This window comes from Hyphomicrobium sp. ghe19, from assembly GCF_902712875.1.
Classification (GTDB): Bacteria; Pseudomonadota; Alphaproteobacteria; order Rhizobiales; family Hyphomicrobiaceae; genus Hyphomicrobium_B.
In genome coordinates this window covers 654135-680803 of sequence record NZ_LR743509.1, presented here as the reverse complement: position 1 = coordinate 680803, position 26669 = coordinate 654135, and the positions used below count along the sequence as shown (strand labels likewise).

The 26669-nt window shown below is 57.2% G+C and carries 26 protein-coding genes and 1 pseudogene; 19 read left to right on the top strand and 8 right to left on the bottom strand.

The features are described 5' to 3' along the window. Nucleotides 1–31: 31 nt before the first annotated feature. A complete protein-coding gene (locus AACL53_RS03185; RefSeq protein ID WP_339082406.1) occupies nt 32–667 on the top strand; it encodes a hypothetical protein in 636 nt (211 codons plus the stop codon). A gap of 48 nt (nt 668–715) precedes the next feature. Here AACL53_RS03185 and pip read toward each other — a convergent pair whose 3' ends face one another. The 3 genes from pip to AACL53_RS03170 form a co-directional block, all read right to left on the bottom strand. Further along, entirely contained in the window at nt 716–1696 is a 981-nt protein-coding gene (gene pip, locus AACL53_RS03180) for a prolyl aminopeptidase (RefSeq protein ID WP_339082404.1), read from the bottom strand. A gap of 69 nt (nt 1697–1765) precedes the next feature. After that, entirely contained in the window at nt 1766–3604 is a 1839-nt protein-coding gene (locus AACL53_RS03175) for a cation acetate symporter (protein ID WP_339082402.1), read from the bottom strand. Between the two features lie 8 nt (nt 3605–3612). Continuing rightward, on the bottom strand, nt 3613–3873 hold the full coding sequence (locus AACL53_RS03170; RefSeq protein WP_290991841.1) for a DUF4212 domain-containing protein: 261 nt from the start codon (nt 3871–3873) through the stop codon (nt 3613–3615). Nucleotides 3874–4167: 294 nt separating this feature from the next. Here AACL53_RS03170 and mscL point away from each other — a divergent pair, with 294 nt between their 5' ends. Then, complete coding sequence (gene mscL, locus AACL53_RS03165; protein ID WP_339086866.1) at nt 4168–4551, top strand: large-conductance mechanosensitive channel protein MscL; 384 nt, start codon at nt 4168–4170, stop codon at nt 4549–4551. Between the two features lie 76 nt (nt 4552–4627). Here mscL and AACL53_RS03160 read toward each other — a convergent pair whose 3' ends face one another. The 3 genes from AACL53_RS03160 to AACL53_RS03150 form a co-directional block, all read right to left on the bottom strand. After that, complete coding sequence (locus AACL53_RS03160; RefSeq protein ID WP_339082397.1) at nt 4628–4945, bottom strand: hypothetical protein; 318 nt, start codon at nt 4943–4945, stop codon at nt 4628–4630. Between the two features lie 561 nt (nt 4946–5506). After that, the gene (locus AACL53_RS03155; protein WP_339082395.1) at nt 5507–6283 is read right to left on the bottom strand and encodes an isochorismatase family protein; all 777 of its coding nucleotides are present in this window, start codon (nt 6281–6283) and stop codon (nt 5507–5509) included. A 116-nt stretch (nt 6284–6399) separates the two neighbouring features. After that, on the bottom strand, nt 6400–7845 hold the full coding sequence (locus AACL53_RS03150) for an LLM class flavin-dependent oxidoreductase (protein ID WP_339082393.1): 1446 nt from the start codon (nt 7843–7845) through the stop codon (nt 6400–6402). A gap of 318 nt (nt 7846–8163) precedes the next feature. On the opposite strand from AACL53_RS03150, the gene AACL53_RS03145 reads away from it, so the two are divergent. The 10 genes from AACL53_RS03145 (at nt 8164) to AACL53_RS03100 (ending at nt 17926) form a co-directional block, all read left to right on the top strand. Next, nucleotides 8164–8739: a TetR/AcrR family transcriptional regulator gene (locus tag AACL53_RS03145; RefSeq protein WP_339082391.1), complete on the top strand. Its 576-nt coding sequence runs from the start codon at nt 8164–8166 to the stop codon at nt 8737–8739. Between the two features lie 289 nt (nt 8740–9028). Then, on the top strand, nt 9029–10300 hold the full coding sequence (locus AACL53_RS03140) for a porin (protein ID WP_339082389.1): 1272 nt from the start codon (nt 9029–9031) through the stop codon (nt 10298–10300). Between the two features lie 273 nt (nt 10301–10573). After that, on the top strand, nt 10574–11131 hold the full coding sequence (locus AACL53_RS03135; protein ID WP_339082387.1) for an NAD(P)H-dependent oxidoreductase: 558 nt from the start codon (nt 10574–10576) through the stop codon (nt 11129–11131). Nucleotides 11132–11175: 44 nt separating this feature from the next. Next, a complete protein-coding gene (gene sfnG, locus AACL53_RS03130; protein ID WP_339082385.1) occupies nt 11176–12294 on the top strand; it encodes a dimethylsulfone monooxygenase SfnG in 1119 nt (372 codons plus the stop codon). A gap of 109 nt (nt 12295–12403) precedes the next feature. Continuing rightward, complete coding sequence (gene ribB, locus AACL53_RS03125) at nt 12404–13525, top strand: 3,4-dihydroxy-2-butanone-4-phosphate synthase (RefSeq protein ID WP_339082383.1); 1122 nt, start codon at nt 12404–12406, stop codon at nt 13523–13525. A 72-nt stretch (nt 13526–13597) separates the two neighbouring features. Beyond that, the gene (locus AACL53_RS03120; protein ID WP_339082381.1) at nt 13598–14134 is read left to right on the top strand and encodes a flavin reductase family protein; all 537 of its coding nucleotides are present in this window, start codon (nt 13598–13600) and stop codon (nt 14132–14134) included. Between the two features lie 53 nt (nt 14135–14187). Continuing rightward, the gene (locus AACL53_RS03115; protein ID WP_339082379.1) at nt 14188–15225 is read left to right on the top strand and encodes a bifunctional riboflavin kinase/FAD synthetase; all 1038 of its coding nucleotides are present in this window, start codon (nt 14188–14190) and stop codon (nt 15223–15225) included. 193 nt (nt 15226–15418) lie between these two features. Then, the gene (gene soxC / locus AACL53_RS03110) at nt 15419–16687 is read left to right on the top strand and encodes a sulfite dehydrogenase (RefSeq protein WP_339082377.1); all 1269 of its coding nucleotides are present in this window, start codon (nt 15419–15421) and stop codon (nt 16685–16687) included. Continuing rightward, nucleotides 16674–17252, top strand: a complete 579-nt coding sequence (locus AACL53_RS03105; RefSeq protein WP_339082375.1) for a c-type cytochrome — start codon at nt 16674–16676, stop codon at nt 17250–17252. Before soxC ends, AACL53_RS03105 begins: the two co-directional genes overlap by 14 nt. Further along, on the top strand, nt 17249–17926 hold the full coding sequence (locus AACL53_RS03100) for a GTP cyclohydrolase II (protein WP_339082373.1): 678 nt from the start codon (nt 17249–17251) through the stop codon (nt 17924–17926). Before AACL53_RS03105 ends, AACL53_RS03100 begins: the two co-directional genes overlap by 4 nt. Nucleotides 17927–17954: 28 nt before the next feature. Here the strand turns inward: AACL53_RS03100 and AACL53_RS03095 are convergent, their stop codons facing one another. Then, a complete protein-coding gene (locus AACL53_RS03095) occupies nt 17955–18548 on the bottom strand; it encodes a TetR/AcrR family transcriptional regulator (RefSeq protein ID WP_339082371.1) in 594 nt (197 codons plus the stop codon). A 452-nt stretch (nt 18549–19000) separates the two neighbouring features. On the opposite strand from AACL53_RS03095, the gene AACL53_RS03090 reads away from it, so the two are divergent. Beyond that, on the top strand, nt 19001–19477 hold the full coding sequence (locus AACL53_RS03090) for a MaoC family dehydratase (protein ID WP_339082369.1): 477 nt from the start codon (nt 19001–19003) through the stop codon (nt 19475–19477). Nucleotides 19478–19490: 13 nt separating this feature from the next. Beyond that, nucleotides 19491–20729 carry a nitrate/nitrite transporter gene (locus tag AACL53_RS03085; protein ID WP_339082367.1) on the top strand — a complete coding sequence of 413 codons (1239 nt, stop codon included), beginning with the start codon at nt 19491–19493 and terminating at the stop codon, nt 20727–20729. Here the strand turns inward: AACL53_RS03085 and AACL53_RS03080 are convergent. Next, nucleotides 20704–21777 carry a DMT family transporter gene (locus tag AACL53_RS03080; RefSeq protein WP_339082365.1) on the bottom strand — a complete coding sequence of 358 codons (1074 nt, stop codon included), beginning with the start codon at nt 21775–21777 and terminating at the stop codon, nt 20704–20706. The genes AACL53_RS03085 and AACL53_RS03080 overlap by 26 nt on opposite strands. 330 nt (nt 21778–22107) lie before the next feature. On the opposite strand from AACL53_RS03080, the gene AACL53_RS03075 reads away from it, so the two are divergent. The 5 genes and pseudogenes from AACL53_RS03075 to AACL53_RS03055 all read left to right on the top strand — a co-directional run bounded on the left by AACL53_RS03075 (nt 22108) and on the right by AACL53_RS03055 (nt 26333). Beyond that, nucleotides 22108–23175, top strand: coding sequence for a hypothetical protein (locus AACL53_RS03075; RefSeq protein ID WP_339082363.1), 1068 nt, complete (start codon nt 22108–22110; stop codon nt 23173–23175). A 101-nt stretch (nt 23176–23276) separates the two neighbouring features. Next, nucleotides 23277–23585: a putative quinol monooxygenase gene (locus AACL53_RS03070; protein ID WP_339082361.1), complete on the top strand. Its 309-nt coding sequence runs from the start codon at nt 23277–23279 to the stop codon at nt 23583–23585. A gap of 369 nt (nt 23586–23954) precedes the next feature. Continuing rightward, nucleotides 23955–24239: pseudogene (locus AACL53_RS03065) on the top strand (formaldehyde-activating enzyme); the annotation flags it as partial. 436 nt (nt 24240–24675) lie between these two features. After that, nucleotides 24676–25419, top strand: a complete 744-nt coding sequence (locus AACL53_RS03060) for an MBL fold metallo-hydrolase (protein ID WP_339082359.1) — start codon at nt 24676–24678, stop codon at nt 25417–25419. Nucleotides 25420–25454: 35 nt separating this feature from the next. Further along, nucleotides 25455–26333, top strand: a complete 879-nt coding sequence (locus AACL53_RS03055) for a DMT family transporter (RefSeq protein ID WP_339082357.1) — start codon at nt 25455–25457, stop codon at nt 26331–26333. Nucleotides 26334–26669: the final 336 nt, after the last annotated feature.

Below are 26669 nucleotides of genomic sequence, written 5' to 3'. Positions count from 1 at the left end.
GGGTCTTAGTGCATATGCGGAGGATCCGAAAATGACCCTAAGGACAACGCGAGCGGCAACCCTCGCGCTACTGATTTTGCCGGCGCTGGCAAGCTTTGCAGCCGCTGGACCGGTAATGGACGAAGACGCGGACGCGAGTTCTAAACCCAGCGAAGGACGCTATTCGATGTCGCCCGTCGATGGAGGTGTCATGCGCCTCGACAAGCAAACCGGTATCGTCGCGATATGCGCTCGGATCGGCAATGAAATAGCATGTAGGGGCATCGAAGATAAAACCGATGTCCCGAAGGCCGACGAGCTCTCGGCGCTCAAAGAGGAGAACAGGCAGTTGAAGCGCCGCATCAAAGCGATGATGGCGGCAATCGATACCAACGAAAAAATGATGATGTCGCCGGACGGCTACGGCATGCATCCAGGCATGCATGAATTTGGCCCGCAAGCCGGCCCGCCCGTCAGCAGATTCGAAATGCCGAGTGAAGAGGATGTTGATCACGCCCTCGACTACATGACGCGCATCTACAAAAAGATCCGTGATCGCGCCAACGATCTCGATAAATCTTCGCCTCCAGCCAAAACAGCAAACGCCCCGTCAGCGGCGCCGCCGATCGGCCCAGGGTCGCCGCCGCCTTCGCCCGCACCCGCGCCTACCCCGAAGGCTACGCCCTGAGTTAATCGTTGAGTTGATCGCTCGGCTGAGCGCGACAGTTGCAATGTTTTACAAAGACGACGCCGGGCTAGCGGACGCGAACTTCCGCGTTGCGCGGACGAGTTCATGGACAATGCCGGGCTCCGTCATCGCGTGGCCGGCATCGGCAACGACACGCAAATCGGAAGCAGGCCAGGCCTTGTTGAGAAGCACCGCATTCTTCACGGGCGTCACGACATCGTAGCGCCCGTGCACGATGACACCGGGAATATGCTTCAGGCGTCCGGCTTCGAGCAGCAATTCGCCGTCGCGCGCGAAGAATCCCCCGTTGACGAAATAATGGCTCTCGATGCGGGCGAACGCGAGGGCGTAATGATCCGCGCCGAAACGCGCGACACGCTCTGGCTCCGGAATAAGCGAAAGCGTCGTCCCTTCCCAGATGCTCCAGGCGCGGGCCGCCGCGTACCGCAAGCTGAGATCGTCGGACGTCAAACGGCGATGATAGGCTGCGATCATATCGCTGCGCTCGTCGGGCGGTATGAGCCGCTGAAATTCCGCAAATGCCTCGGGATAGATCCAGCTGCAGCCGTCCTGGTAGAACCAGCGCAGCTCGGCCTGCGTGAGCAGGAAAATGCCGCGCAGAATCATCGAGCTCACGCGTTCTGGATGAGCCTCCGCATAAGCGAGCGCCAGCGTCGATCCCCACGACCCGCCGAAAAGCTGCCAGCGCCCGATACCGAGCTCTGTTCGAATATGTTCGATATCCGCGACAAGATCCGGCGTCGTGTTGTTATCGAGCGAAGCGTTCGGCGTGGAACGCCCGCAGCCGCGCTGATCGAAGAGCACGATCCGGTATCGCTCGGGATCGTGAAAGCGGCGCATGGTCGGGTTGCAGCCGCCGCCGGGGCCGCCATGCAGGATCACGACGGGCTGCCCGTGGGGATTGCCGCATTCCTCGACGTAAAGCGTGTGGCCCGCGCCGACGGGAAGCCGATACTCGCGATAGGGCGCGAGAGGCGGATAGAGGTCCAATCGGTCACGAACAGTCATGAAGGCCCTTCAGCTTGGGAAAAGCTCAAACCATCCTACCCGATGGCGCCCGCCGATGTGCATTGGGAATTATGTGCGGGCATGCTTCCTGAGCTGCAACCGCTGCATCTCGCGATCGTAGATGATCTCCCCGCCCGGAACGCGCATATCCCGGACAATCGACAGCGCGTGGCGGCTGGCCTCGGGCCGCATCAAGCTCGTCATCAGCGCAAGACCGAGCGAAACGGGAAGACCGAGGATGCCGGCGATCGGGCTTGGCGTCGACAGCGTCCCCATCTCGCTCATCAGAATGGCCAATGACGCCGCGACGAAGCCCGATATGACGCCGGCGATCGCTCCCCCGACCGTCAGCCGCTTCCACCAGATCGACAAGAGCATCGCCGGAAAGAGGCTCGCCCCCGTGATGGAGAGCGCCCACAGCACGAGCCGCAACGGATCGGTCGGGGCGGCAATAGAGAGCGCAGCGCCACAGACGGCGACGACGGCAATGAAGGCACGCACGACCCAGACTCGGTTTTGCGCCGACGGTGGCTCCCAGGACATGCCTTGCACAACGTCTTCGCCAAGCACCGCGGCGAGAGAAACCGTCGTGGCGCTAGCCGTGACGAGCGCAGCAGCGAGCGCGCCGGCAAGCAGAAAGTAAACGAAAGTTGAAGGTAGTCCGACCGCAACCGGAAGCGAGAAGAGCACGCTGTCGCGATCGAACTTCAAGCCCTCGAAGCCGAGATGTGTGGCCGCCTGATCGAAGGCGACGAAATGGTTGGCAGCCGCTTGAAACAGCCACTGCGGCAAGGGCCCGAGCCTTTCGGTCCGAACCGCGTCGAGTGTGAAATCGCGCATGAAGACGGCGACCGACGAAATCGTCAGAAGTGCCAGTCCCGAAAAGACCGTCGCCCAGCCGAGAGACTTCCGCGCTTCATAAACTCCCGGAGCCGCGGCTACGCGCGGCAACAGCCAGGGCGCCGTGCTGATGCCGGTCGCGATGGCGAACGTTCCGATGATGAAGGCCAGGGGACCGATCGCGCCGAAGGGTTGCGTGTAAGGCTTCGTCAGCGACGAGAAGCCGTCGGGCGGCAATTGAAAGGCCAACGGCCAGACATTCACCAGCTGCAAGCCCTCATTCACCTCGTTTCGCACCAATCCGCGCACCATTGGCCCGTTCGCGAGCTGGGGTATCGGCAGGCTCGTCACGATGACGCTGACCGTCGTCGCGACTGCAAGCAGCGCCAGAAAAAGCGCAATCGATTGCGCGACTCCGGACCAGGTGGACGACCGGGTGCCGCCGGCCATGGTCGAGATTGCAATGGTCAGCGCGAGAAGGCAGATGAGCCCGTTCTCGCTGCCGCCGACCAGCCGTTGAGCGACGCTGCCGCCCATTTGAAGTTCGGCAGAAAGAACCAGAAGCATGGGAACCGCCGCGACGGCAGCCGTCACGACCCTGAGCACCCGGCTTTCGAACCGTCGCCCGAGATAGCTCGGAACGGTGAACGCGCCGAACTTCCGGTAGAAGGGCGCGAGCGCGATCGCCATGATGACGAAGCCGGTGAGCGTGCCGATCAGCAGCACGAGAGCATCGAACCCGGTAAAGAAGAACATTCCGGTACCGGCGACGATCAAAGTCCCGCCCAGCGCCGAAGCGCCGAGCAGCAGCCCCGTATAGGCTGCCGGGACCCGCCGCCCCGCCGCGAAAAAGCAGAGCGTCTCGTTCGTCGAGACGGAGAGACCCATCGCACCGTAGATGAGAACGGGTCCGGCGAGGACCGCCAATCTTAGAAGATGATCATCGAGACGAAGCTGCTCGAAAATCAAAACGAGCAGGAACAGCGCCGTATAGAGCGCCGCGAAAATGCTGAAATACGTGCCGAGCCGAGGATTGACCATCCTCGCACGGGGAGCGCCGAACGCCATATTCCGCCTCACATGTCTTCATGGGCGCCATGCCAGTGATCGATGGCATTTTGGCGATTGACGTAACTCGCGACCGTGATGAGGGCGACGACGAAGAACCCGTGAGCCGCAAGGAAGTACCCCAACGGAAACCCGAGGAACCTGCTCGCGTTCAACTGCTCGGCATAAAGTGGCAAAATGATAACGAGGGCGATAAACGGGATGATGCTCGCCAGAACCTGCCATTTGGTGTGCCGCCAATAGGGCTTGCGTTCCTTGCGTTCGATCATTCTGCCGGATCTCCCCCTACCGCTCGGCGGACCCCCAAAACCTGTCCTGAGCTTTGTCCATTATGCCCGGCCGGCACTGTCTTTGTCCAACGATCCGATAGGCAAATCGCCCCGGCCCGTCGTTGTCGTACCGGGCGCAATCCCTTAAGTTCAGTGCGAGTCGTTGCAGCTCCGCACCACCTTCGGCTGCCGCCTTCCATGTATTCGCCTCGTCATGACGACAACCGGGATCGTGGATTAGTATCGCGGAAAATCCGTCACGAAATATCAGCTGAGAAGGACATCGCAATGGGCATAGTGAATGAGTTCAAAGAATTTGCGATGCGAGGCAACGTCATCGACCTCGCCGTCGGCGTCATCATCGGCGCCGCGTTCGCGCCGATTGTTTCAACGCTCGTCGACAATATCATCATGCCGCCGATCGGCTATCTGATGGCAGGCATAGACTTCTCGAACCTGGCCATTGCGATCCCGACGCCGACTGACCCCGTCCTGATCAAGTACGGCATCTTCCTAAACGCGCTGGTCAAATTCCTCATCACGGCATTCGCGATCTTCCTGCTCATCAAGCTCATCAACATGATCCAGAAGCCGAAGCCGGCAGCACCTCCGGGCCCCACGCCGACCGAGATCTATCTCAAGGAAATTCGCGATCTTCTCGAAAAGAGAGCGGGCTAGCCCGTGCACGCGTCCGGGTTCAGCGAGCGCTATGCAAATGCGCGCTCGCTGTTCTCTCGCCCGCCGCGTCGACCAGCTACTGCTTGATGTTGTATTGCACTTGTTGGCTGACCCACCCGCTCACGCTTAGGCTGACCGCTGGAGTCTTGCCCTGATCTCCGGCCGCGCGCGTCGCTTCCAAGTCTTTGATCCGCGAATCGAGATCACCAGAAGCCGGATCGACGGCGGTGCTTCCGGCCGCAGCCCGTTTGATATCGTGATCGATATTCACCGCTAGCCCCGGGTCTTTTGACGGCATTGCCGATCTCAGATCTTCGGCGGATGCGACGGCGCTCAGCGAGCACGCGGCGACAGCAGCAGCGATGCAGAAAGTTGTGGTGACCGGCTTCATCATGTCCCCCGATGAAAGTCCTCAAAGATTATCACGCTTCTCAAACGCGGGCGCTAATAAATTCCGCCGGACCGATCGGCAAGGGAGCCTAGGCCCGACTTAGGCTCAAACGCGGTTCAATTATCTTCTCGCCCGCGGGCCTCTCACGTGTTGATCATGTCCAGCCGGGCGACCACCCCGTCCTTTCTGTTGATGGCAGCGGGTGGGATCTCGCTTCAGAACCTTACGCAGCGCGACGGCATCACGCTTGGCGGCGGCGCGCTTTCGGGTGCAGGCACCGGCGGGGGGCTGGCGACGACAGGAGACAAAGACGCTGTCGCGATCGGCAAGGGGGCCAACGCCAGTAACGCCAACGATACGGCGCTAGGCGCTGCGGCCAACGCTAGCGGAGGCGGCGCCACCGCGATCGGCGCGGGCTCAGATGCCTCGGAAAGCAAGTCGGTTGCAGTCGGCGGCTCGACCGCGTCCCTCGCGGTCCGCGAGGGCGGTCCGGCGTGGGCGCCGCAGAAGATTAGGCCGGAAAGCACCCGGTACGAAACCCTCACGCCTAGTCTCACCTTCGCTTCAACTCCAGCATTCGGCAAACCCAGGGTCGGCGCTATACTCGCCTTTAAGCTCGAGGCTACTGCGCGGAGCGCCTGCGCTGAAAGCATCGAGCGCATCTTTCTTGTGAATTACGTCCCCGTAATTCCTGTCTATGTCGCGCAGGCTGGCATCGTGGGGAGCATGACCGCAATCCCCTACACAGTCCCTCACGACCATGACACGGAAGCCGTACTGAAAACCGTCAACCGCAGTGGCTCGAATGCTTCCGCTGGTCGATGCCCCCGCGAGAACGATGGTATCGACCCCGCGCGCACGAAGCGCCAAAGCGAGGTTGGTCCCAAAGAACGCGCTTGCAACCTGTTTGACGATGACTGTTTCTCTGCTGATCGGCGCGACTTCCGGACAAAATCTGCTAAGCGGATTGTCGGCCTGCAAGAGTTCCAATGCCGCCATCTTTTTCACCCAGATCGCAGCGTCGGAAACGTCTGACGGCCGAAACCGGGTCGCTACATGAAAGATGGGGATCTGTGCCGCCCTTGCGGCGCTGAGAAGGACCACCGATTCTCGCGCCGCCAACGCGGCGCCATTTGCATGGAAGGGCGAGGAGCGATTCGTATAAGCCTCAATGCAGTCAACGAGCACCAAGGCGGATTTCAAACCGAAGCCGATCCGGTTGTCATGCACCTTCGTGTTATCTAGTTGCAGCCAGAACAACGGACCATCTCCCTTTTTGCGTGCGCTGTGCTGACTGCGGCGCCAAGCACCCTCCCAAAACAGAAAGGCGCGTCGCGGCATCCAAATGGCGGAGCCGAAGCATCGCAACCGGGCCCTCGTGAAAAACCGGATTGCGAAAGACTTCGGCCCCGCCTGAACATCAGGCGTATTGGGCCCGACCTGACGTCATCGTGTGCTTATTGCGCCGGCTCAAGGATTGTAGGCACCTCTGCGAACTTCGGCTGGATGGTCTTGCTCGCAACGCTCTCTTTGCCCGCGTAAGCGTCCCGGTACTGAGCGGCCGGATGGCTGCTCTCGACCTTGCCGCCTTTGGTTCCGAGAAACTTCTCGCGGAGGGTGCCTTCCTTGTAGGAGGTCTGCACACGACCGCGCTTGCGGAGTTCCGGAACGACGAAATCGATAAAGTCAGTCGTCGTACCAGGCGTGACCGCATAGGCCAGATTGAATCCGTCCACGCCGCCTTCGTCGGCCCAGCGCTCGAGTTCGTCAGCAACCTTCTTGGGACCACCGACGAGCACCGGACCGAGACCACCAATGCAACGGTTGCGGATGACCTCCCGCACAGTCCACTGCTTGTCGCTTCCCTGCGTGAGGGATTCGAGGGTCGTCCGCAGACTGTCATTCTCCATCGCCTTGAGAGGCTCATCCAGATCGAGCTGCGAGAAGTCCATACCGGTCCAACCGCCGAACAGCGCCAACATACCTTCGGGGCTCGCGTAGGAGAGGTATTCTTCATACTTCCGCTGCGCCGCCTCGTCCGTCGGACCGGTGATGACAGTGAGCAGCATGAAGATTTTGACCGAGTCCCGGGTACGTCCCTGGGCGACGGCTTGATTACGGATGTCATCCGTCATCTTGCGCGCTTGCTCGACGTTCGTCGTCAAGATGAACATGCCTTCCGCATGGCGGGATGCGAACGCGCGCCCACGGCCGGACGCACCAGCCTGGAAAATCAACGGCGTGCGCTGCGGAGAGGGCTCGCAAAGGTGGAAACCAGGCACCTTGAAGTATTTGCCTTCATGGCGGATGGGATGAACCTTGCTTGCATCCGTGAAGACGCCCGTCTCCTTGTTACGCTGGACCGCGCCATCTTCCCACGATCCTTCCCAAAGCTTGTACATGACCTCCATGTATTCTTCGGCGATATCGTAGCGTTCGTCGTGCCCGAGCTGCTTATCCATACCGATATTGAGGGCGGCACTATTGAGATAAGACGACACCACGTTCCAGGCGACACGGCCTTTTGTGAGGTGGTCAAGCGTGGACATACGGCGAGCAAGCAGATAGGGCGGCTCGAACGTCACGGCAGCGGTGACACCAAAGCCGACATGGCTTGTAACGGCAGCCATCGCCGAGATGGCCCCGAATGGATCATTGACCGGAACCTGAGCGGCGTCGCGAAGGGCGGCTTCCGCAGAATTGCGATAGACGTCATACACACCGACGACGTCCGCGATGAAAAGCGTATCGAAGCATCCCCGCTCCAATTCGCGCGCCATATTCGTCCAGTATTCGATATCGTTGTATTTCGATGCCTGACTGGATGGATGCCGCCAAGTGCCGGCAGCCTGATGGCTCACACAAGTCATATCGAAGGCGTTGAGGATGATCCTCGGTTTCATCACGTTTCCTCGTTTTTTCTCTTGCACGTTATCGAGACGTCCCATCGGCCAAGCTGTACGGACGTCATTTCCGTTTTTTCCTGAAAGTCCGACCTAACCGCCCGCTCTCGCGGTCCGTCTCAACCGGTTTGCGGAGCCCGTTCAAAGCGGGCGCCGACCGCGTCTCTGTTGGGATTTCGACGGCTCGGATCATCAGCATTCCCCGACTCCCGGGTACCCCAGGAGTCGTTTGCATCAATAAGTCCACTTGCGTGTACCGACCGGTCCACCTAATCGCAAACCCGCGGCAAACGCAAGTCGCATTTCTAAATCGCGTGCATGAACGGGGACGGTGAGGTGCGGCAGACAAGATCCAGAACTCGAATGGACGTTCGAGGATATCTGCTGGCAGAAGCCGAGCGCATGATTCGTGCGAACGGGTTCGAAGCCTTTACGCTCGGCCGCCTTTCTGACCGCATAGGCATGAGGATTTCCAGTATCCAGGCACACTTCCGGACGCGGGAGGAACTCAGCAGCGCCGTAGTGGACGCTCACCTTTCGAAACTCACTGCCGCGCTGGACGCCATAGAAAGGAGATGCATACCGGCCACGGCCAAGTTATCGGCCTATAGCCGAATCTTTCGTGATCTCGCCGACAGGCAAATGCCCATTCACAATGCGTTAGAGCACGAAAAATCGCGCAAGGGCGGACCTCTCGCAGCACGCCAAGCAGATCTCCTCTCAGTCCAACTTGCGTGGCTGGAACGGACGATCGACCAGGGGAAAGCTGCCGGCGATTTCGACGGGGATATCGATACTCAACAAGAGGCGCTCCGCGTACTCAGCTCCCAGCGAGAAGCAAGCATGGGCACCCGATGCATCGACGATAAGAACATGGTCGGGCCGATTTTTTAGAGCATCAGGCGGCCTCCCGAAAGCCAAAGAACCTCCCAGCCTCAACTCATCGGCCAACCGCACCCGAGATTATTCAACGGTGTTACCATAACGCCGTCGCGCGAAAACGATCTCGACTAATCCCCTGAGGCGCCACAACGAATTCCCGCCGCAAACCCCTCGGAGCCCAGTCCCTTGGAATTCCCGAGGTTCTGTACTGATGGGTCGCTATTTGAATCTGATTGTACCGGTCGGTCAGTTGGATGTAGTGGACGCGCAGGGAGATATCGATTCGAGGGGAATAATGAGAATGAAAAATAAGGCGTACATAGCCGTTGCGAGTTGCGTTGCACTTCTGGGATTTGCGGGCTCGACTTCGACGCAAGCTGCCGATCTCGGTGGAAATTGTTGCGCGGATCTCGAGGAGCGGATAGCCGAACTCGAAGCAACTGCGGCCCGCAAAGGCAATCGCAAGGTATCGTTGACCATATCCGGTTGGGTTGCCGAACAAGTCGTTCACTGGGACGATGGAGTCGAGTCCAACACATACATCACCGGTCTCGGGACCGCCTTCGCGAGCAACTTCCACATCGTCGGCGAGGCGAAGATCAGCAATGACGTCAAGGCCGGATACGTGCTTCACATCGAGGCAATCGACAGCGATGTCTATTCCACCAACGCAAATCGCGCGGATGGCCCGGGCCTGACAGGAAGCCCAAATTCAACACAAGTTCTCTATTCGTATTGGTATCTCAAGAGCGACTCTCTAGGACAGGTCAGCGTCGGTAAAATGTCCCAAGCCGACGACAACGTCGTCGTCTCTCTCGACAGCTCCGGAACTTTGGCGGCCGCCTATTGGGTCGGTTACGACGTCTTTGGATTTAACGTGAGAGGCAACTTTGCCCCGGGCGTATCACTGAGTTGGGGAAATGCTTCGTCCTGCCGTGGATGGGGCGGTGGTCCTGGCGACTGTGATGGATTGCCCAGAAACGTCGTGCGCTATGATACCCCAGCTATTGCAGGCTTCTCTGCAGCTGCCTCATGGGGCGAAGACGACGAATGGGCTGTGCTTGGCCGCTACAACAACACGATCGGCAATGTGAAAATTGCCGCTGCCGTATCTTACGGCGAAACGAACGACCAAAACATCGCGCAGACTGAGGGCGGCACGCTCAAGTATACCCAAGCGGGCCTTTATCTGCAGCACATGCCGTCAGGCATCTTCGGTATAGGCGGCTACGGTCACTTGGATCAGACCGTCAACCCGATGAACAACCCTGCCACCGATACCTGGTATTTCAAGGGCGGCGTCCGTTTGAACCTCACGCCCATTGGCGCCACAATTCCTTACGGCGAATATCTTGGTGCGAACAACAGCGCGATGATCACCGACAGCATCACGGAAACGTCCCAGGTGCTCAAAGGCTCGAGCACCTCATGGTGGGGCGTCGGCGTCGTCCAGGAAATCGATGCAGCGGCGATGTCCGTATGGCTGCGATACCGCGATCACTCTGTAGATGTCCCCGGCGTCGAGACCAAAGACATGACCACAGTTGTCGGCGGCGCAATGATCAATTTCTGAGTATAACCTAAACGGAGAAACGACCGCTCTCTAGACTGAAACCGAGGCCGAGAGGTCTCGGTTTTTTCTTTTGGATTTGGGGGTTCCGTCAGCTCGCATCGATGGCAGCAACCTAACGCGTGCTGCAATACAGCAATGATAACCAAGCGTGAAAGAATCGTTCTTCACGCGGATATCTCTTGCGTCTCTTCGAATTTCACATCATGTTGGACCGATCGATACAAACAAGAAGCCGATCGATCGGCTCGATTGATGTCCCGGGAGCGACGCCTTATGCCGACTATGGTCAAGATCAACGGAAGTCCGACTCAGCCCTCAAAAACAGGGATCTTGGTCAACGCAATCGGCGACGCTGTTGCGCGGAAGATGCCAATAAAAAGCGAGACCATCGCGTTAAGCGAGGTTGCGCCGGAAATTATGTGCGGCCTTACCCGACCGGACGTGACCGAGGCTGGCGAACAGCTCCTTCAATTGGTCGAACGCGCTGACCTTTTGGTTATCGGAACGCCCGTCTATCGGGCCGCGTATACCGGCGTTCTGAAGCATTTCTTCGATCTTGTCGACCGCGACGCAATGCGCAACCGCAAATCCATCCTTTGCGCTACCGGCGGCAGCTCGATGCATGCATTGGTCATCGAACATCAATTGCGGCCGCTTATGGGTTTCTTTGCGGTCCAAACGGTAACAACGGGACTTTACGGGTTGAGCGAGGATTTTGCTGACGGCGTCGTGGCAAGTCCTTCTCTCAAGGATCGGATTGAGCGTGCCGCTAGCGAGGCAGTCGACATCCTCGCAAGTTCATTTGTGCGACGTCCGCAATTGGTGCAATAGCTGCCCACGCGAAAATCTTTGCTCCGGTTACCGAAGGGCCGCAGATGGCAACGAAATCACAAAATCGCATGAAATTCGCGCATTGGGTTCCCAATGTGAGTGGGGGTCTCGTCGTCAGTAAAATCCCCCAGCACACCGATTGGGGGCTTCAATACAATGTGAAGCTCGCGAAGATCGCGGAAGAGGTCGGCTTTGAGTATGCGCTGACGCAGATCCGCTTCATGGGCAGTTACGGCGCAGAATATCAGCATGACTCGCTGATCTTCTCGACTGCCCTCTTGGCCAACACTGAATCCATCAACGTCGTTACCGGCATCCTTCCCGGAATGTTCCACCCCGGCGTGATCGCGAAGCACGGCGCCACCGCCGACCAGATCTTCAACGGTCGATGGGCAATCAACGTAGTAAGCGGATGGTATCGCCGCGAATACGACGCCCTCGGAGTGCAATGGCTTGAGCACGACGAACGCTACGTCCGCTCGCGGGAATTCATCGAAATCCTACGCGGAGCGTGGAGTGACGACGATTTCTCCTATCGTGGCAAGTACTGGCAGATTGATGGCTACACTTTGAAGCCGAAGCCGCTGGCAATTCCAGGCAGGCCGATGCCCGAGATATTCCAGGGCGGAAACTCGCTCGCCGCGCAACGCATGGCGGCCTCCGTTTCTGACTGGTACTTCATGAACGGCAACTCTGTGGAAGGCTTCAAGGAGCAGATCAACAGCGTTTCCAAGATGGCTGCCGCACAAGGCCGGAAAGTGAAGTTTCTCGCGAATGCATTCGTCATCGCGCGCGACACGGAAACGGAAGCGAAAGCAGAACTTGAGCGCATCGTCCGGAGCGCGGACACCGAAGCCGTCGAAAAATTCCGCGTCGCCGTGAAGGAAGCTGGCCAATCGACCAAAGAGGGCAAGGGCATGTGGGCAAAATCCACGAGCCGCGACCTGGTCCAGTACAACGACGGCTTCAAGACCAATCTGATTGGCACCCCAGAACAGATCGCAAATCAAATCCACGAACTCGGAAGAATTGGTGTCGACGCGATCCTATGCGGTTTCCTGCATTTCCATGAGGAAACGCGCTTCTTCGGCGAGCGGGTCATCCCGCTCGTTCGAGAGATGGAGGACGCCTCTTCCAATGCGAAGAGGTCAGCCAATGGATAAGGCGTAGGGAGCACTTTGCGGCCGTTCGGGCCGCGCCTTTCCAAATAAGCATAAAATAAGCCCTGCAGTCGGCACGCCGGCTTCCGGGATTGGGGAAGGAACGGAAGCAATGAACGTCATGTTCACCAACCACGATTCAGAAAGCCCCTCTTGGGGGATCAGCTCGGCAGAAGAAATTATCGAAGAGGCCAGAGCTGGCCGGTGCTTCATTCTCGTCGACGATGAGGGTCGCGAGAACGAGGGCGACATCGTCATCCCTGCGCAGTTCGCGACCGCCGACGCCATCAATTTTATGGCACGTCACGCGCGCGGACTCATATGTCTCGCACTAACTGCCCAGCGCGTGTCACATCTCAAATTGAGCGCCATGGCTCAATCAAGCACCACGGGCTTGCAGACTGCGTTCACGCTATCGATTGAAGCAAAGACCGGAGTGACGACGGGCATCTCGGCAGCGGACAGAGCCCGGACCGTGGCCGTCGCCATCAATCCAGAGAGTTCGTCCAAAGATATCGTAACACCTGGGCACATTTTTCCCCTGATTGCTCGCGATGGCGGCACGCTGGTTAGAGCCGGGCACACGGAAGCCGCTGTCGATGTCTCACGTATTGCGGGGCTCAATCCCTCGGGCGTCATTTGCGAAGTGATGAACGACGACGGCACGATGGCGCGCTTGCCGGATCTCGTGCGGTTCGCGCTACAGCATGAAATAAAGCTCGGCACGATTGCCGATTTGATCGCGTATCGACTTCGCCATGAACGCTTGATTACAGCGGTCGCCACCTCGGCGATTCATCATCCGAGCTTCGGAGAATGGGAGCTCGTGATCTACCGTGATACTGTCGATGGATCGGAACACGCCGTTCTCGTCAAAGGCAATGTGACGAAGCCGGGTCCCATCCCCGTTTGTCTCCATAGATCTGATCTCGTAAGCGATGTCATCCTCTCTCGCGATGGCGAGGGCTTGAGCAGCGCCATGTACAAAATCATGCGCAGAGGAAGAGGCGTCATCGTTCTCCTGAACGATGGGCGCCAAGGCGCCCTCTCGGAGCGAATTCGGAAAAGCAGCCCGCACTCGAGACCCGGACCGCAACTCCGAGAATACGGAATTGGTGCACAGATACTGGTCGATCTCGGCGTGAGGGAAATGATCATGCTCTCGAGCCGAGAGCAAACACTTGTCGGCATCGAGGGATACGGCCTCACAGTCGTGAGACAAGAGCCCCTGTGAACCATTCGTGCCCAAGCGGCATGCCTTCTTCAACAAAAACAAACGGAAATAGGAGCGCCTTGAACTATGCAGATGGGGGGACCGATTCATTCGGCGATTAACAGTATTCGGGAAGCGCTCCAAGCCAAACCGTCGGCGGTCGACGCCAATGCGTTTCGCTCGGTCATGCGCCAACTGGCTGGATGCGTGACGGTCATATCGACGGAAGATGCTGGATCACTCTACGGCTTCACCGCGACAGCGGTGTGCAGCGTTTGCGCGGAGCCTCCGACCATACTCATCGCCGTCAACCGCACCGCGCGCACGCATCCTCATATCGACCGCAAAGGTGCGTACGCGGTCAATATTCTTGCTGACGGGCAAAAGCATATCGCTGAGCACTTCGCAGGGAAACAGGACAATCAGTTCGATACCGTTGAGCACACCATCGGCGCAATGGGCGTTCCCTTGATTACGGGAGCGGCAGCGCACCTCGAATGCAATGTGGAACAGAAGATATCGATTGGAACACACACGCTGTTTGTTGGGCAGGTCATTGGTTCGGGAGTGGATGCTCTCAAGCCTCTGATTTATCATGACGCCAAATACGGCTTGGTCTCTCACATTTGAGCAAGCACTTGGCGGAGTTCCGATAGGCAACCATCGCGAGCAATGTCGGCAAAATGCAAATCGGAATATTGAGTTCGACCTTGATTGGGCCAGGGTCGAGCAAGCCCGCACTGGAGTTGCAGGATCTGGTTGACCTGCCGGAGCGAGTTCGCGGTGGTTACGTCGTCATCGGCAATTTCGACGGCGTCCATCTCGGACACCGGCATATCGTCCAGCGTGCATCGAACCTCGCGAAAATGGATTCGGCGAAGCTCATCGCGATAACGTTCGATCCGCACCCGCGCAGTTTCCTAGAGCCGCATCAAACGCTGCTTCCGCTAACCGATCAGGACGAGAAAGCTTATCTGCTCAGAAAGGCAGGGGTAGACGAAGTTATCGTACTGAACTTCGACTCGAGCCTCTCTTCGCAGCCTGCCAAAGACTTTGTCGAAGGGGTGCTCGTCAAGCAGTTTGAGGCAAGAGGCATCGTCGCCAGCCGCAATTTCCGGTTCGGCCTAAACCGTGCCGGAGACGCGGCACAGCTCGCGTCCATAGGACCCGGATTGGGCCTGGTGGTCGAACTCATTCCGCCTCAAGTCGACTACGACACCGATGAACCGATCAGCTCCACGGCAGTGCGTGCGAAACTCGCGCTTGGCGAGGTAAAGTCGGCGAACCGGATGCTCGGTCGCCGATGGACCTTCGAAGGAGAGATTGTTCACGGCGACAAGCGCGGACGAGAACTCGGCTTTCCCACGGCCAATATCGCCACGGGCTTTGGTTCGAGCCTTTGTTTCGGTATCTACGCGGTTCGCGTGCTTGTAGATGATATAGTAGCGGACGGCGTTGCCTGTTACGGGACCCGTCCCCAATTCGATGACGGCGCCCCTCGACTTGAAGTGCACATACTGAATTTCAGCGGCGACCTTTACGGCAAGCAGATGATCGTTGAGTTCGTGGCGTTCCTCCGGCCCGAACGAACGTTCGTCAGCGTGGATGCATTGAAAGACCAGATTGGTCGCGATTGCGCGCTCGCAAAAAGCTACATCGGTTCAGATGTCGAGGCTTCAACGTTTGACACGGACTTCGCGCACATTCTCACACCGCGCTGACGCTTTTTGGGAACTCTCGGAGTTGTGAAATCACCGCTCCAAGCAGCCGTGTTCATGTGGACTTTTCTTGTACCGACTGATACATACACGACCAGCAGTTTTCGTAAATTCAGAGAAGACGAGCGTGACGCAACAAAGAGAAGACGCCTCAACCGCGAAGCCATCGGAAGACGAATGCCCTTGTCGCGAAGGAATGAAACCGCGCAACGATTTTAATCGCCGTGGATTTCTTCTCTCAGCCATGGCGGCATCGACGGCGGGAGCCATGACCCCGAGAGCGGCGGAAGCCGAGAAGGCGAAGGCTCCGCCGGGTGCAACCTTGTATGACGTGCCTGAAGATCCCACCAAAGAAATGGCACGCGGCGTTCATGAGGATGGCGGGTACGGAACGCGTTCGCAATTCGAAACCGAAACGCGCATCAAGGCCGAGCGTCCCCTTGACGGCACGTCCTGGACGTACACGCCATTGGCATCGATCATAGGCAACCTCACTCCCTCAGGCCTTCACTTCGAGCGCCACCACGGTGGCATTCCAACGATCGACCCATCGCGCCACTCGCTTTATGTCCATGGGCTGGTCGATCAGCCAAAGAAATTTTCCGTGGCAGACATCAAGAGCCTGCCATCGATCACCCGCCGCTTCTTCATTGAGTGCTCGGGAAACACCCTGGACGAATGGGCAAAACCGACGGGAAAGAACGTCCAGGTCACGCACGGACTGCTAAGCACATCCGAGTGGACGGGCGTACCTTTTGCGACGCTGGCCCGCCAGGTCGGATTGAAAGAGAACGCGGCATGGGTGCTCGCAGAAGGGGCTGATGCTGCGGTCATGACGCGCAGCATCCCGATCGACAAGCTGATGACCGACGCGCTCATTGCTTATGGCCAGAACGGTGAATCGCTTCGGCCTGAGCAGGGTTATCCGCTTCGTCTTATTCTCCCAGGCTTTGAAGGAAACACGCAGATCAAATGGCTGCGCCGGCTTCAGGTCAGCGATCGTCCTTTCATGACTCATGAAGAGACTGCCGCCTACACGGATTTGCTGAAGGATGGGCGAGCAAAGCAATTCACGCTGGCTATGGATCCCAAATCGGTGATCACATTCCCGTCGGGCGAGATGATGCTTCCGACACCGGGTTATTATCTCATCAGGGGTTTCGCCTGGACGGGGCGAGGACGAGTCAATGCCGTCGACCTTTCCCTCGACGGAGGGAAGTCATGGGCGCCCGCGCGCCTCGACAATGATCCAGAGCCCATGTCCACGGTACGTTTTAGCTACCCGTGGTTCTGGGACGGAAAGCCCGCAATTTTGCAGAGCCGATGCATTGACGACGCCGGCAACGTCCAACCCTCGCGCAAAGAGCTGATCGCCGCGCGCGGTCTCAACTCCGTCTACCATTATAACGCAATTCAGAGCTGGGCCGTCGCGTCCGACGGTAGTGTTTCGAATGTCCACGTTTAGGCACGTCTTCGCCACTGTTCTCGTCGTCTTCCTGTCCGCAACGGGAGCCCAATCGGATGCACTTGGTATAGACGTTGGCAAGCCGGTCAGCGCCGATGAACTCGCGAAGTTCTTCGCGATCCCTCCGGACGGCACGGGCCTTCCCCTTGGAAAAGGCACGGCAGCCGAAGGAAAGGAATTATATGCCCAGCGCTGCGCCCATTGTCATGGGGAGCATTTGGAGGGTCTCAAAGAAGTCGGCGGTCCGAAGCTCATCGGCGGCCGTGGCACGCTCACAAGCAACACGCCGGTGAAGACCGTCGAGAGCTATTGGCCCTACGCCACCACGTTGTTCGACTACATCTGGCGCACGATGCCATTCGACCAGCCAGGTTCTCTCACGCCTGACGAGGTCTATTCGCTCTCCGCCTATATCTTAGCTGCTGGCCACGTCATCGACGAAAAAGAAGTCTTGGACGCGCAATCGCTTCGAAAAGTCGAGATGCCGAACGCCCATGGCTTCTTCAGCGCATTGGGACCCGAACTCGACTTGTATCGTCTCGCGCCAGGAGACCGAAAAAAATGACCGCATACTCGCGAGAGTGCGTCCGCGAGAAAATCCCGACCGAGGTTCGTTTGAAGCCAACCGCAAACGAGCCAATGGAACGGGTCGCCTCCACCATGTTGCCTATTGAGCTACTCGGACACGAGTGCGCTCTGGAGGCTCACGCATTTCAATCAAGAGATGGGACCGAACAACTGATCGTTCTCATCAATCGGACCGAGACGGCGCACCCAGCCGCCATCCCGTTGGTTAGAATTCATTCTGGATGCGTCACAGGCGACATATTCCACTCGTTGCGGTGCGACTGTCACCAGCAGCTCCAAAGCGCACTACAGATGATTACGGACGCTCCGTTTGGCGCGCTGGTCTATATCCCTTACCAGGAGGGTCGCGGCATCGGCCTTTTCAAGAAGATCCAGGCCTACGCGCATCAGGACCAGGGATTGGATACGGTCGATGCAAATCTCGCAGTGGGCTCGCCGGTTGACGCGCGAGATTATTCACTTGCTTGCGAGGCGCTGCGAGATCTGGAGATCACCGCAATCAGGTTGTTGTCCAACAACCCCGATAAACTGAGGGAGCTAAAGCTCCATGGCATCGACGTCGTTGAACGCATTGCGATGAAGCCTGAACCCAACCCTCACAATGCGCACTATCTCGCGACGAAACGGCAGCGCTTGGCGCACGACTGGTGAAACCATTAGGTGCCCAGCCAAAGCCCTCTTACGGGGCCTGGCGGTTCTTCGATTCGGCCATTGCCAGCGCCATGTCGGCAAAGACGTCGGCAATTTCGCGAGACGAGCTCTTCCCCGACGGCGTGAGCCAGAGGAAGCTATAGAAGTACATCCCAAGAATTCCCTTGATCGCTACGTTCGGCAAGGGCCGGAACATGCCTTTCTTTTCGCCTTCGCGGAACGTATTGGTCCAGATGTCCTGGTATGCCTGGTGCAGGTTTGACACGATGCGATGCCGTTGGCCGGTGAGGCAGTCCGCCTCCCTGAAGCACACCGTCATCTCGGGCAGGTTGGCAAAAATCGTCGCCATGAGCTTGCGGCTCAGAAGATAGATGCGTTTGCTCGGATCCGGCTCCGACTCCAAAGTGTCCCTGCCCGCGACTACCAAGTCTTCGATGTACCTGACCACGATGCTGAACAGCAGGTCTTCCTTGCTGCTGATGTGATAGTACAGAGCGCCACGGCCAAGGCCTACCGCTTCACCGATCTCCGCGACACCAACCGCCCTGTAGCCACGCGTGGCAAACAAGTCTGCGGCAATCTTCTGAATCCGTTCGAACTGAGGACCCCCTGGCGCGGGCATTTTCGCATTCCGTGCAAATCGATCGCTGGTACCAGACCATTCTGTGTGTGGACTAGTCGGTACACTACTGCTATGTGTCAAAGACGCCCGCTTACGTCCAGCCTGCGAGGGTGACTTCAAATCTGAACGTGACAATAAAGCCTCCAAGAAATGACCCGGACACAAGCGCCGATTTGCTGACCGGAAAATCTAATAACAGCATACAATCGAGAACTTTGCGACGACCGAAATGACGCTTTTACGCGACAATCGAAACAGCCGAGAAAGTGATCGGGCTGCGATTGCCCCACCTCTTATCTTCGTCATCGCTTTAAGCCGATTCTTTTCCACACCATTTCGAGAATTTCTGAAATGCAGCGCACGTTGATTTCTCGCGCCGCAGCATATGGCGGATTCGATCCCCCCTCGATCCGTCCCTCAACAGATAAGAAAATCAAAGGAGAGCAAGCGCCGTGACGACAACTGTGAAATCGATCTGGGAAGATACCATCAAGGGCAAGCCCGAAGTCGGCTCTAGCGCTCGCAGATCCCGCAAGACGACCGCGCAGGATATCGTACGCTTTTCCGAGATGACAGGCGACTACAATCCCCTCCACTACGATGCCGCTTTGGCTGAAGCCTCGGTTTTCGGACGCATCATCGTTCAAGGCGGCGTAACTTCAGGTCTTTTGAACGCGATCGTAGCCGAAGATCTTCCCGGTCCGGGAACGGTCTTTCTGGGCGTGAACTGGCGGTTCAGCCGCGCCGTGGGCATCGACGAAACGATCACCGCCGAGGTTCAGGTGACCTCGGTGCGGGATGACAAGCCGATCTGCGAGCTCTCCACCAACATCTACGATGCCGAGGGCAACGCCTGCCTCTCGGGCACTGCGACGGTTTATGTCACACCGCTACGCAGCCTAATGTCCAAATCAAATAAGCAGTCGTGATCGAGGAATAGAGATGCTGGCACCCGCACAGGCCGATGCGCATGCAAAAGAGAATTCTCGATGGGCGATGCTTGGAATTTTGAGCTTGGCGATCGTCCTCTCGATGACCACGTGGTTTTCGGCAACCGCAATCATCTCCGAACTTCGCGCTGTTTGGTCCCTCGATGACGCATCGATTGCGTGGCTGACGAATGCCGTGCAAATCGGCTTCGTCGTCGGTGCTCTTGGTGCCGGCCTCTTCAACCTTCCCGACATCATTGCGCCGCGAACGCTGATGTCGGTGTCGGCTGTCCTCGCTGCAACGGCGAACCTGAGTCTCCTCATCGCGCCCAACGCCGAGACCGCGATGCTTTTGCGTTTCGTCACCGGCCTCGCGCTTGCCGGCGTCTATCCGCCGGCTCTGAAGCTCATTTCCACGTGGTTCGTTCAAGGACGCGGTTTAGCCCTGGGCTGCGTGATTGCGGCTTTGACGTTGGGTTCGGCATTTCCACATTTATTGCGCGCGCTGACATCAAATCTCAATTGGCAGCTTGTCGTTTGCTCAACATCTGCAATGACGGTCATCGGCGCAGTGTTGATGGCGCGCTTTGCAGTCGAAGGACCGTATCCCTTCTCTCGGGCGACTTTCGATCCCCGGAAAATTGGCCAGGTCTTCCGCGATAAACCGGTCATGCTGGCGAACATCGGATACTTCGGCCATATGTGGGAACTCTACGCGATGTGGGGATGGTTCCTCGCCTTCACGCAAGCGAGTTTGCACGCACGTGGACTAGACTTGGCGAGCGCATCACTGATTACGTTTGCCGTCATCGCTTCCGGGACTATCGGTTGCATCCTCGGTGGAGTGATGGCCGACACGATTGGCCGAACCGCAACGACATCGATCATGATGACCCTTTCCGGACTGTGCTGCATTCTGATCGGCTTCACTTTCGAAGCTCCGCTTTGGGTTTTCCTTCTCGTTTCGATCATTTGGGGCATCACCGTCATCGGTGATTCCGCGCAATTCGCAGCCGCCGTCACCGAAGTCGGGAATTCGGCCTTCATCGGAACCGCGTTGGCACTTCAGCTCGGATTGGGATTCGCGCTGACCGTTGTCGCCATTCGCGTGATGCCGGTCCTCGCAGACTATCTTGGCGGCTGGCAATGGGCCTTCGTTGCGCTTGTTCCCGGGCCCTTCATCGGAACCATCGCTATGCTGGCGCTTCGACGCCTGCCGGAGTCCGTCAAAATCGGCCAGGGGCGCCGATAGGTTTCTGCGGGAGGGGCATATCGGATTGATATCGCCCCTTGCGCTCCTCAACCGATTTGAGCGAGGGCGTATCATGGCTCGCTCTGGCCGCAACTCGATATCTAAGCATGATCGTTGCCCCAACGGAGCCCAACAGGAAAACAATACCAATTCCGATCGGCATCGAACTTTGTGAAAATCGTCCGTAGTGCCATCCGAGCCCGAATACCATCGGAAGCAAGAGCACCACGCTTTGTCCGCTAAGCGCCGGGGGAAGATACGTCTGCGCGGTGTTCCACGCATAAAGGGAAAGCAGAGAAGCGCCTAGAGCCAAGAAAAATCCCCAGCCCGTCAATGCGAGCGTCGGAGCGCCCACGGGTTGCGTGAACAAACCGAACTCATTTGCAACCGGAGAAAACGGCAGCATTAGAATGAGAAGCGGCAGCGCTGCCGCCCCGGCAATCAATGTCAGTAGGGTCCAGTCCTCGGTCGGCATCAGGGGGCGTTTGAGCAACGCCCGCTTGTTCAACACCTGATAGCTGCTCCACATCGCGAGCGCGATAGTCGCCGACGCGAGCCCAAGACAACCCCGCATATCCCGCAGCGAAAACTGACCCGATTGAATTTGCGCTCCCACGATGAGCGCAACACCAACGATCGCGAGAAAGACCGGCAATACGATCGAGCGCCACGGAAACTCTTTGTAGATGAGATTGTTCGCTACCATCGTCACGATCGCGATCATCCCGATGATTGAAACGGTGATGACTTCCGATGTGTATTTGATCGCGGTCGCGAGGAAGAAGAAATACCCGGTGAAACCAAGAAATCCGAGCAAGCCGGCGCTAAGCCAATCTTGATAGGGCCGATTGACGAGAAGCCGCCTTGCGTTGCCGCTCAGAACCGCCACCGACAGGGCGAGCGCTGTTGAAAACAAGAAACGCACAATCGCCAAATCTGCCGTGCCGTAAGGCGCGATGAAGTCCGTGTGGATGTAGAGCGTCGACCAGAGCGCGCATGCGGCGAGCGCGAACAACAATCCCTTAAATACTTTGCGAGTGTTCGGCATTCTTACCCTTTTTGGATCTTGGCTGCGGGGCTGCGAATAACAGGACTCTGAATTGCCAATTCCGCTTGCTTCCTGGGAGCGCTCGTATACGGTATGGACCGGTCGATACAAAGAATCCTCACTAAAACGACGACCAGGAAACGCAAATGAACGCACAGTCGCCACGCGCTGTCCCCCATTAACGGGGCAAAGCTTTCAAGTTGATCTGGGACGTGTTGACCGCGCGACATTGCGTCGAGCGGAGGACTTCGCACGCCTCGCTTCCGCTTGGCCAAGTCGGCCGGCTTTGAATGGCGCTAGGCACAGAAAATAATAACAAGGAGGATGTGCATGACTGCAACGATATCCGAATCCGTTGCGCCCTTACGAGTCAGTGAAGCCGTGCGAGGCTTCCTGTGGATCTACGGCCTATCTATCGTTTCTTGCTTTCTCGTCAATCACTGGGTGATCGCCAATCCAATTGGACCGTGGACCGGGGAGGAAATCGAGAAGTCATTCTGGCTCGACAATGTGAGCTGGCAGATCTTCTCCGCGTGGTGGGCCTGCTTCTTTGTGGTTTGTAGTTTCTGGCCTTTTAATTTCATCGAAAACAAGAACACCCGGGGAATCGCCGTCGTATTCGCTTCTTGGGTTCTGGGTTGGTGGAGCGCCAAACTCATTTTCCTGATCGGTCCAGGGGCAGACGGCATTTTCCCTCTAGTGGGAACGACGTGGTTCCTTCTTGCCTTCTTCTGCTTCGCAGGCGGCAACTTCCTTGTCTCGAAGTTTCCCCCACATCGGCAAGTCTACATCTATCTCCTCCTGTTCACGGGCCTCACCTTCCTGATCACGCATTCGGCAGTAAAGTGGGTTCCCGCGTGGTGGTTTCCGTTTTTGCTCGTGGGGCTTTCGACGGGGACACTCACGTTTCTCACCAGGGGCCTGGGCCAGCCTGCACGAGCGATCGTAATCATGTCGATCCTCTTCGCGGCGGCATGCTTGTGCTTCCAGATTTCAGGTCTCGCTGGCTTCTGGGACTTCAGCAAGTCACCGATATCGTCATTCTGGACCATGGGTCATTTCACCGACGATAGCTTCTGGCTTCTCTGCTTCATGACCGCGACATCGATAAACTATGCGATGCCGATCATCACTCACAACTGGCCGTTCACGATGATCTCCATGCCTTGGGGAGGATTGCTGGCCTGTTTGACGTACCTCGTCCTCGACGTGATCGTCGCAAGTTTGCTCGTCAAACTGATCGGTCCCGTGTTCTCGAGCATGCAGGAGCTGCTGACCTACGCCTACATGGGCGTGAACTGGTCGCTAGTCGTTCCGTTGGTGTTCGGGATTGGCCTTCAACAGCCATACCTCTGGAAGGGACAAAAGACACCCGGCGACTGGGATGATGTTGCTTGAGTTGCTCCTCCATCTCAAGCCGTTGAAGGTGCCCGACGGTGCATCGCCGTCGGGCACCTCTTTTTGATGCGCCACTGGCGCCTAAAACTAGGAAAAATCTAATGAGCAAATATGCGTTGTACGTTCCCTTGGAAGCGCAGCCAGGAAAGGAAAAGCAACTTGCAGAGTTTCTTCGGTCCGCGCTTCCCATCGTCAATGATGAAGTCGGCACGATCTCCTGGTTCGCTGTCCAAGAAGGTCCCTCTCGTTTCGCGATCTTCGACACATTCGATGATGAAGATGGCCGGCGCGCGCATCTTGAAGGCAAGGTAGCCGCCGCGTTGATGGAAAAAGTGAAAGCGGGCGATCTGCTTGCAAACGTACCCGAAATCATCAAGCTGGACGTTCTCGCCCATAAGCTGCCTGGTTAGTTGCACCGCTTGCTTTTGAGTGCACGCCGCCGACACCTTTGACGTGACGCGACTGCCTGCTGGCAGCGCGTCACTCGATCAATCGATTCTTGCCCCGCCCTCGGAAGCTAACGGGGTTTCTGCGAGCTATTAGCCCTATGTCGCTGTTTTAGTGCCGTGGACCTCGACACTTCCGAACTTGATTAGTCGGCCCGGGGAAAATTTTGATTCAGCTGTAATCGCTTCACAGTTCCTCATTCCTGAAGATATCGAAGCGAGCGTGAATCTCCTGAACGGTCACATCTTCAAGGGCGAGCTCGCTTCCGATCAATTGTTTTTCCAGCGTCCGATACCGCACTATGCCGATTATCGAACGCTTATCGATGGGCTGTTCATCAGGCAGCGACTGGGGACGCAATCGTCGACTGCCTCAAAGAAGATATATTGCCGAAGGACAAGCCCAACGAACTTCGCATGATTCTAACCATCTGGCTCGATCCTCGGTGTGCAGACCATGCCGAGCTCGACAAAAGCGATCCATATCACTGCAATTACGAGGCGACAACGCTTGCCATCGCACGCGCCATGCGTTGCGAGCCGTCGGTGGAGGAATTGATCTCTAACCGAGACAGTATCCAACACTGTGCTTTGACCGATGTATTCCCGCCGAAATGACTTCATTATGAGTTGCACGGTTGAGCCGGAGAGGACAGGAGGATTTTCGCTCCGGCTCCCCTGCGCGCGTAAACAGGCTCAAGTGCGCTTGAGGATACACGCACTAATTTTCCGCACAATGGTGCCGGTGGACACCGTGATGGTCACCGGGCATTGATTTGATCCGCAACAACCCAGCAACGAGACCTCGTCGGAAACAGCTTTCCCCGCTGACCAGACGTCATCACACTCTGTCTTTCAAATGGCAAAATGGGTGCCCATAGGCACCATGGCAAAGGAAGGATGTTGCAATAAACTCGCTGCTTCGCCCGTGCGCGCCTGAAGGCATCTACGGACCGAATAGGTCCCCACTCGAACCGAAGGCACGAAACGACGCGGTTCAAAATAGTATCGGACCACTTCGCAAAATAGTTTGCTTGGTTAGAAAAAGACCATCATGCAAAAACCCATCGCCGAGTTCTGGTATGGCGTAGAGGCTTGCGATCATAAGATCGTGCGTTTGCGCGAGATCTGGGCTGACCCTTATCTCGCTGGGAATATTTGGCTTGTACGAGGCTCAAAGCGGGATCTCATTATCGACAGGAGAACGGGCATCGTGTCACCTCGCCCGGTGATCGATGCGATTGTCGATAAGCCGATCATCGCAGTAGCGTGCGCCTGCTACTACGATCACGCTGGCGGGCTTCATTTCTTCAGTGAAAGAGGATGTCATCGATTGGACGCCGATAAAATCGCCAATCCGACCCTCGAATCATCCGTCGTATCAACCTACGTCGAGGAAAGCATGCTCAATGCATTGCCCTATGACGGATTCGAGATCAAATCCTATCAGATGCGGGGCGCTCCTCCGACCATATGCTTTGACGATGGTGACATCATCGATTTAGGCGATCGGCACCTAGAAGGTCTTCATGTCCCCGGAGTAACACCGGGCAGTATGGTGCTATGGGAAGCGGCGACAGGCAGTTTGTTTACATGCGATACCCTGTACGACGATCCTGTACGAGGTCGAGAATTCGCTTCAGATGATTCCATCACATTGTTAGAGAGCCTGAAGCGGATTCGAAAGTTGCCAATGAAGACCGTGTTCCCAGGACATTATCAGTGTTATCAGTGTTTTGGACGCGATCAAATGGATGAGATCATCGATCGCATTCTTCATTCCATGGCGACTGTTTAGATCCGAAACAAATGCGAAATTGAGAAGGACATTAAATGGCTTCAGCGGGGGACGTCAGATCACGGCAGTTGGGCGTCGCTTTAGTCGCCGCGTCGGCAATTTGCTGGAGCACTGCTGGGCTTTTTGTCCGTGTTGCCAACCTTGATTCAGCGACGTTAATTTTCTGGTCGTCCGTCTCGGCGTGTCTAGCCCTCTTAATAATCTGCGCCGCTCAGGTTCGAGGCGAACTAATCCGTCAAATATCGATTATAGGGACCCCCGAAATTCTTTATATTTTTATTTCGACCCTGAATACCACAAGCTATGTCATTGCCTTGAACTCCACAAGCGTCGCGAACGTTATGACAATTTACGCTTCTTTGCCTTTTGCGGCGACCATCGCCGCATTTTTTTTGCTAAAGGAGCGAGTTAGCAAACGCTTCTTACTCTCGGGGGGGACAGCTATGCTGGGCGTCGCAATCACTGCGGGCGCCGTTGGTACGGCAAATGACATTTTCGGACTGATTGCAGCATTTATGATGACGTCATGTTTTGCGGTGCAGCTGGTTCTCGCCAAACGCTACCCAAAGATGGACATTCTGCTCATCACTGCTCTTTCCGCCGGTGTTTCGGCCGTGTTGTTTCTGCCATTCGCAGACTTAGTTTCGTCAACACGTACTCAGCTTCTCGGCGGCGTTTTATACGGAATTATACCACTTGCCGTTGGACTTCCGCTCGTTCTGGCCGGTGGTCGCCGGGTAAAGTCCGGAGAAGCGGCGTTCATTACGATGTTGGACGTGGTGCTCGGCCCCATTTGGGTGTGGCTATTCTTTGGAGAGAGACCGACAGATTATGCATTAGTTGGTGGCGCTATCGTCTTGGGCTCGGTGGGGTGGTACCTCTCAAAAGAGACTGAGCCCTCCACCGTGTCGTAATGACGTAACGAGGTTGGCCCGCAACTTGGCTGGTGCCCGTTGGCCCCAAAAAATCCGAGTGAACTGCATTCTTCGTCCTTCGGTAGATAGGTGTCCAACGGCACTCTTAGCTTTCCGAGAATTCCGCACCTCTAATGGACCGGTTTGATCATCGGTCTATAGAACTACCGTTGCTCCGAACGATCCGCGACGCCTCGACCAGGGAATCCGCCGCACCCGCTTCGAGCGCGCTCTTCTCAAGCTCGCGAAAGAGATGGGCCTCAAGGTGAACAGCAGCTTTTCCAGATGGGTTATCAGGATGTAGCGCTGCGTCCGCATCCTTTGCCGACGCCCAGC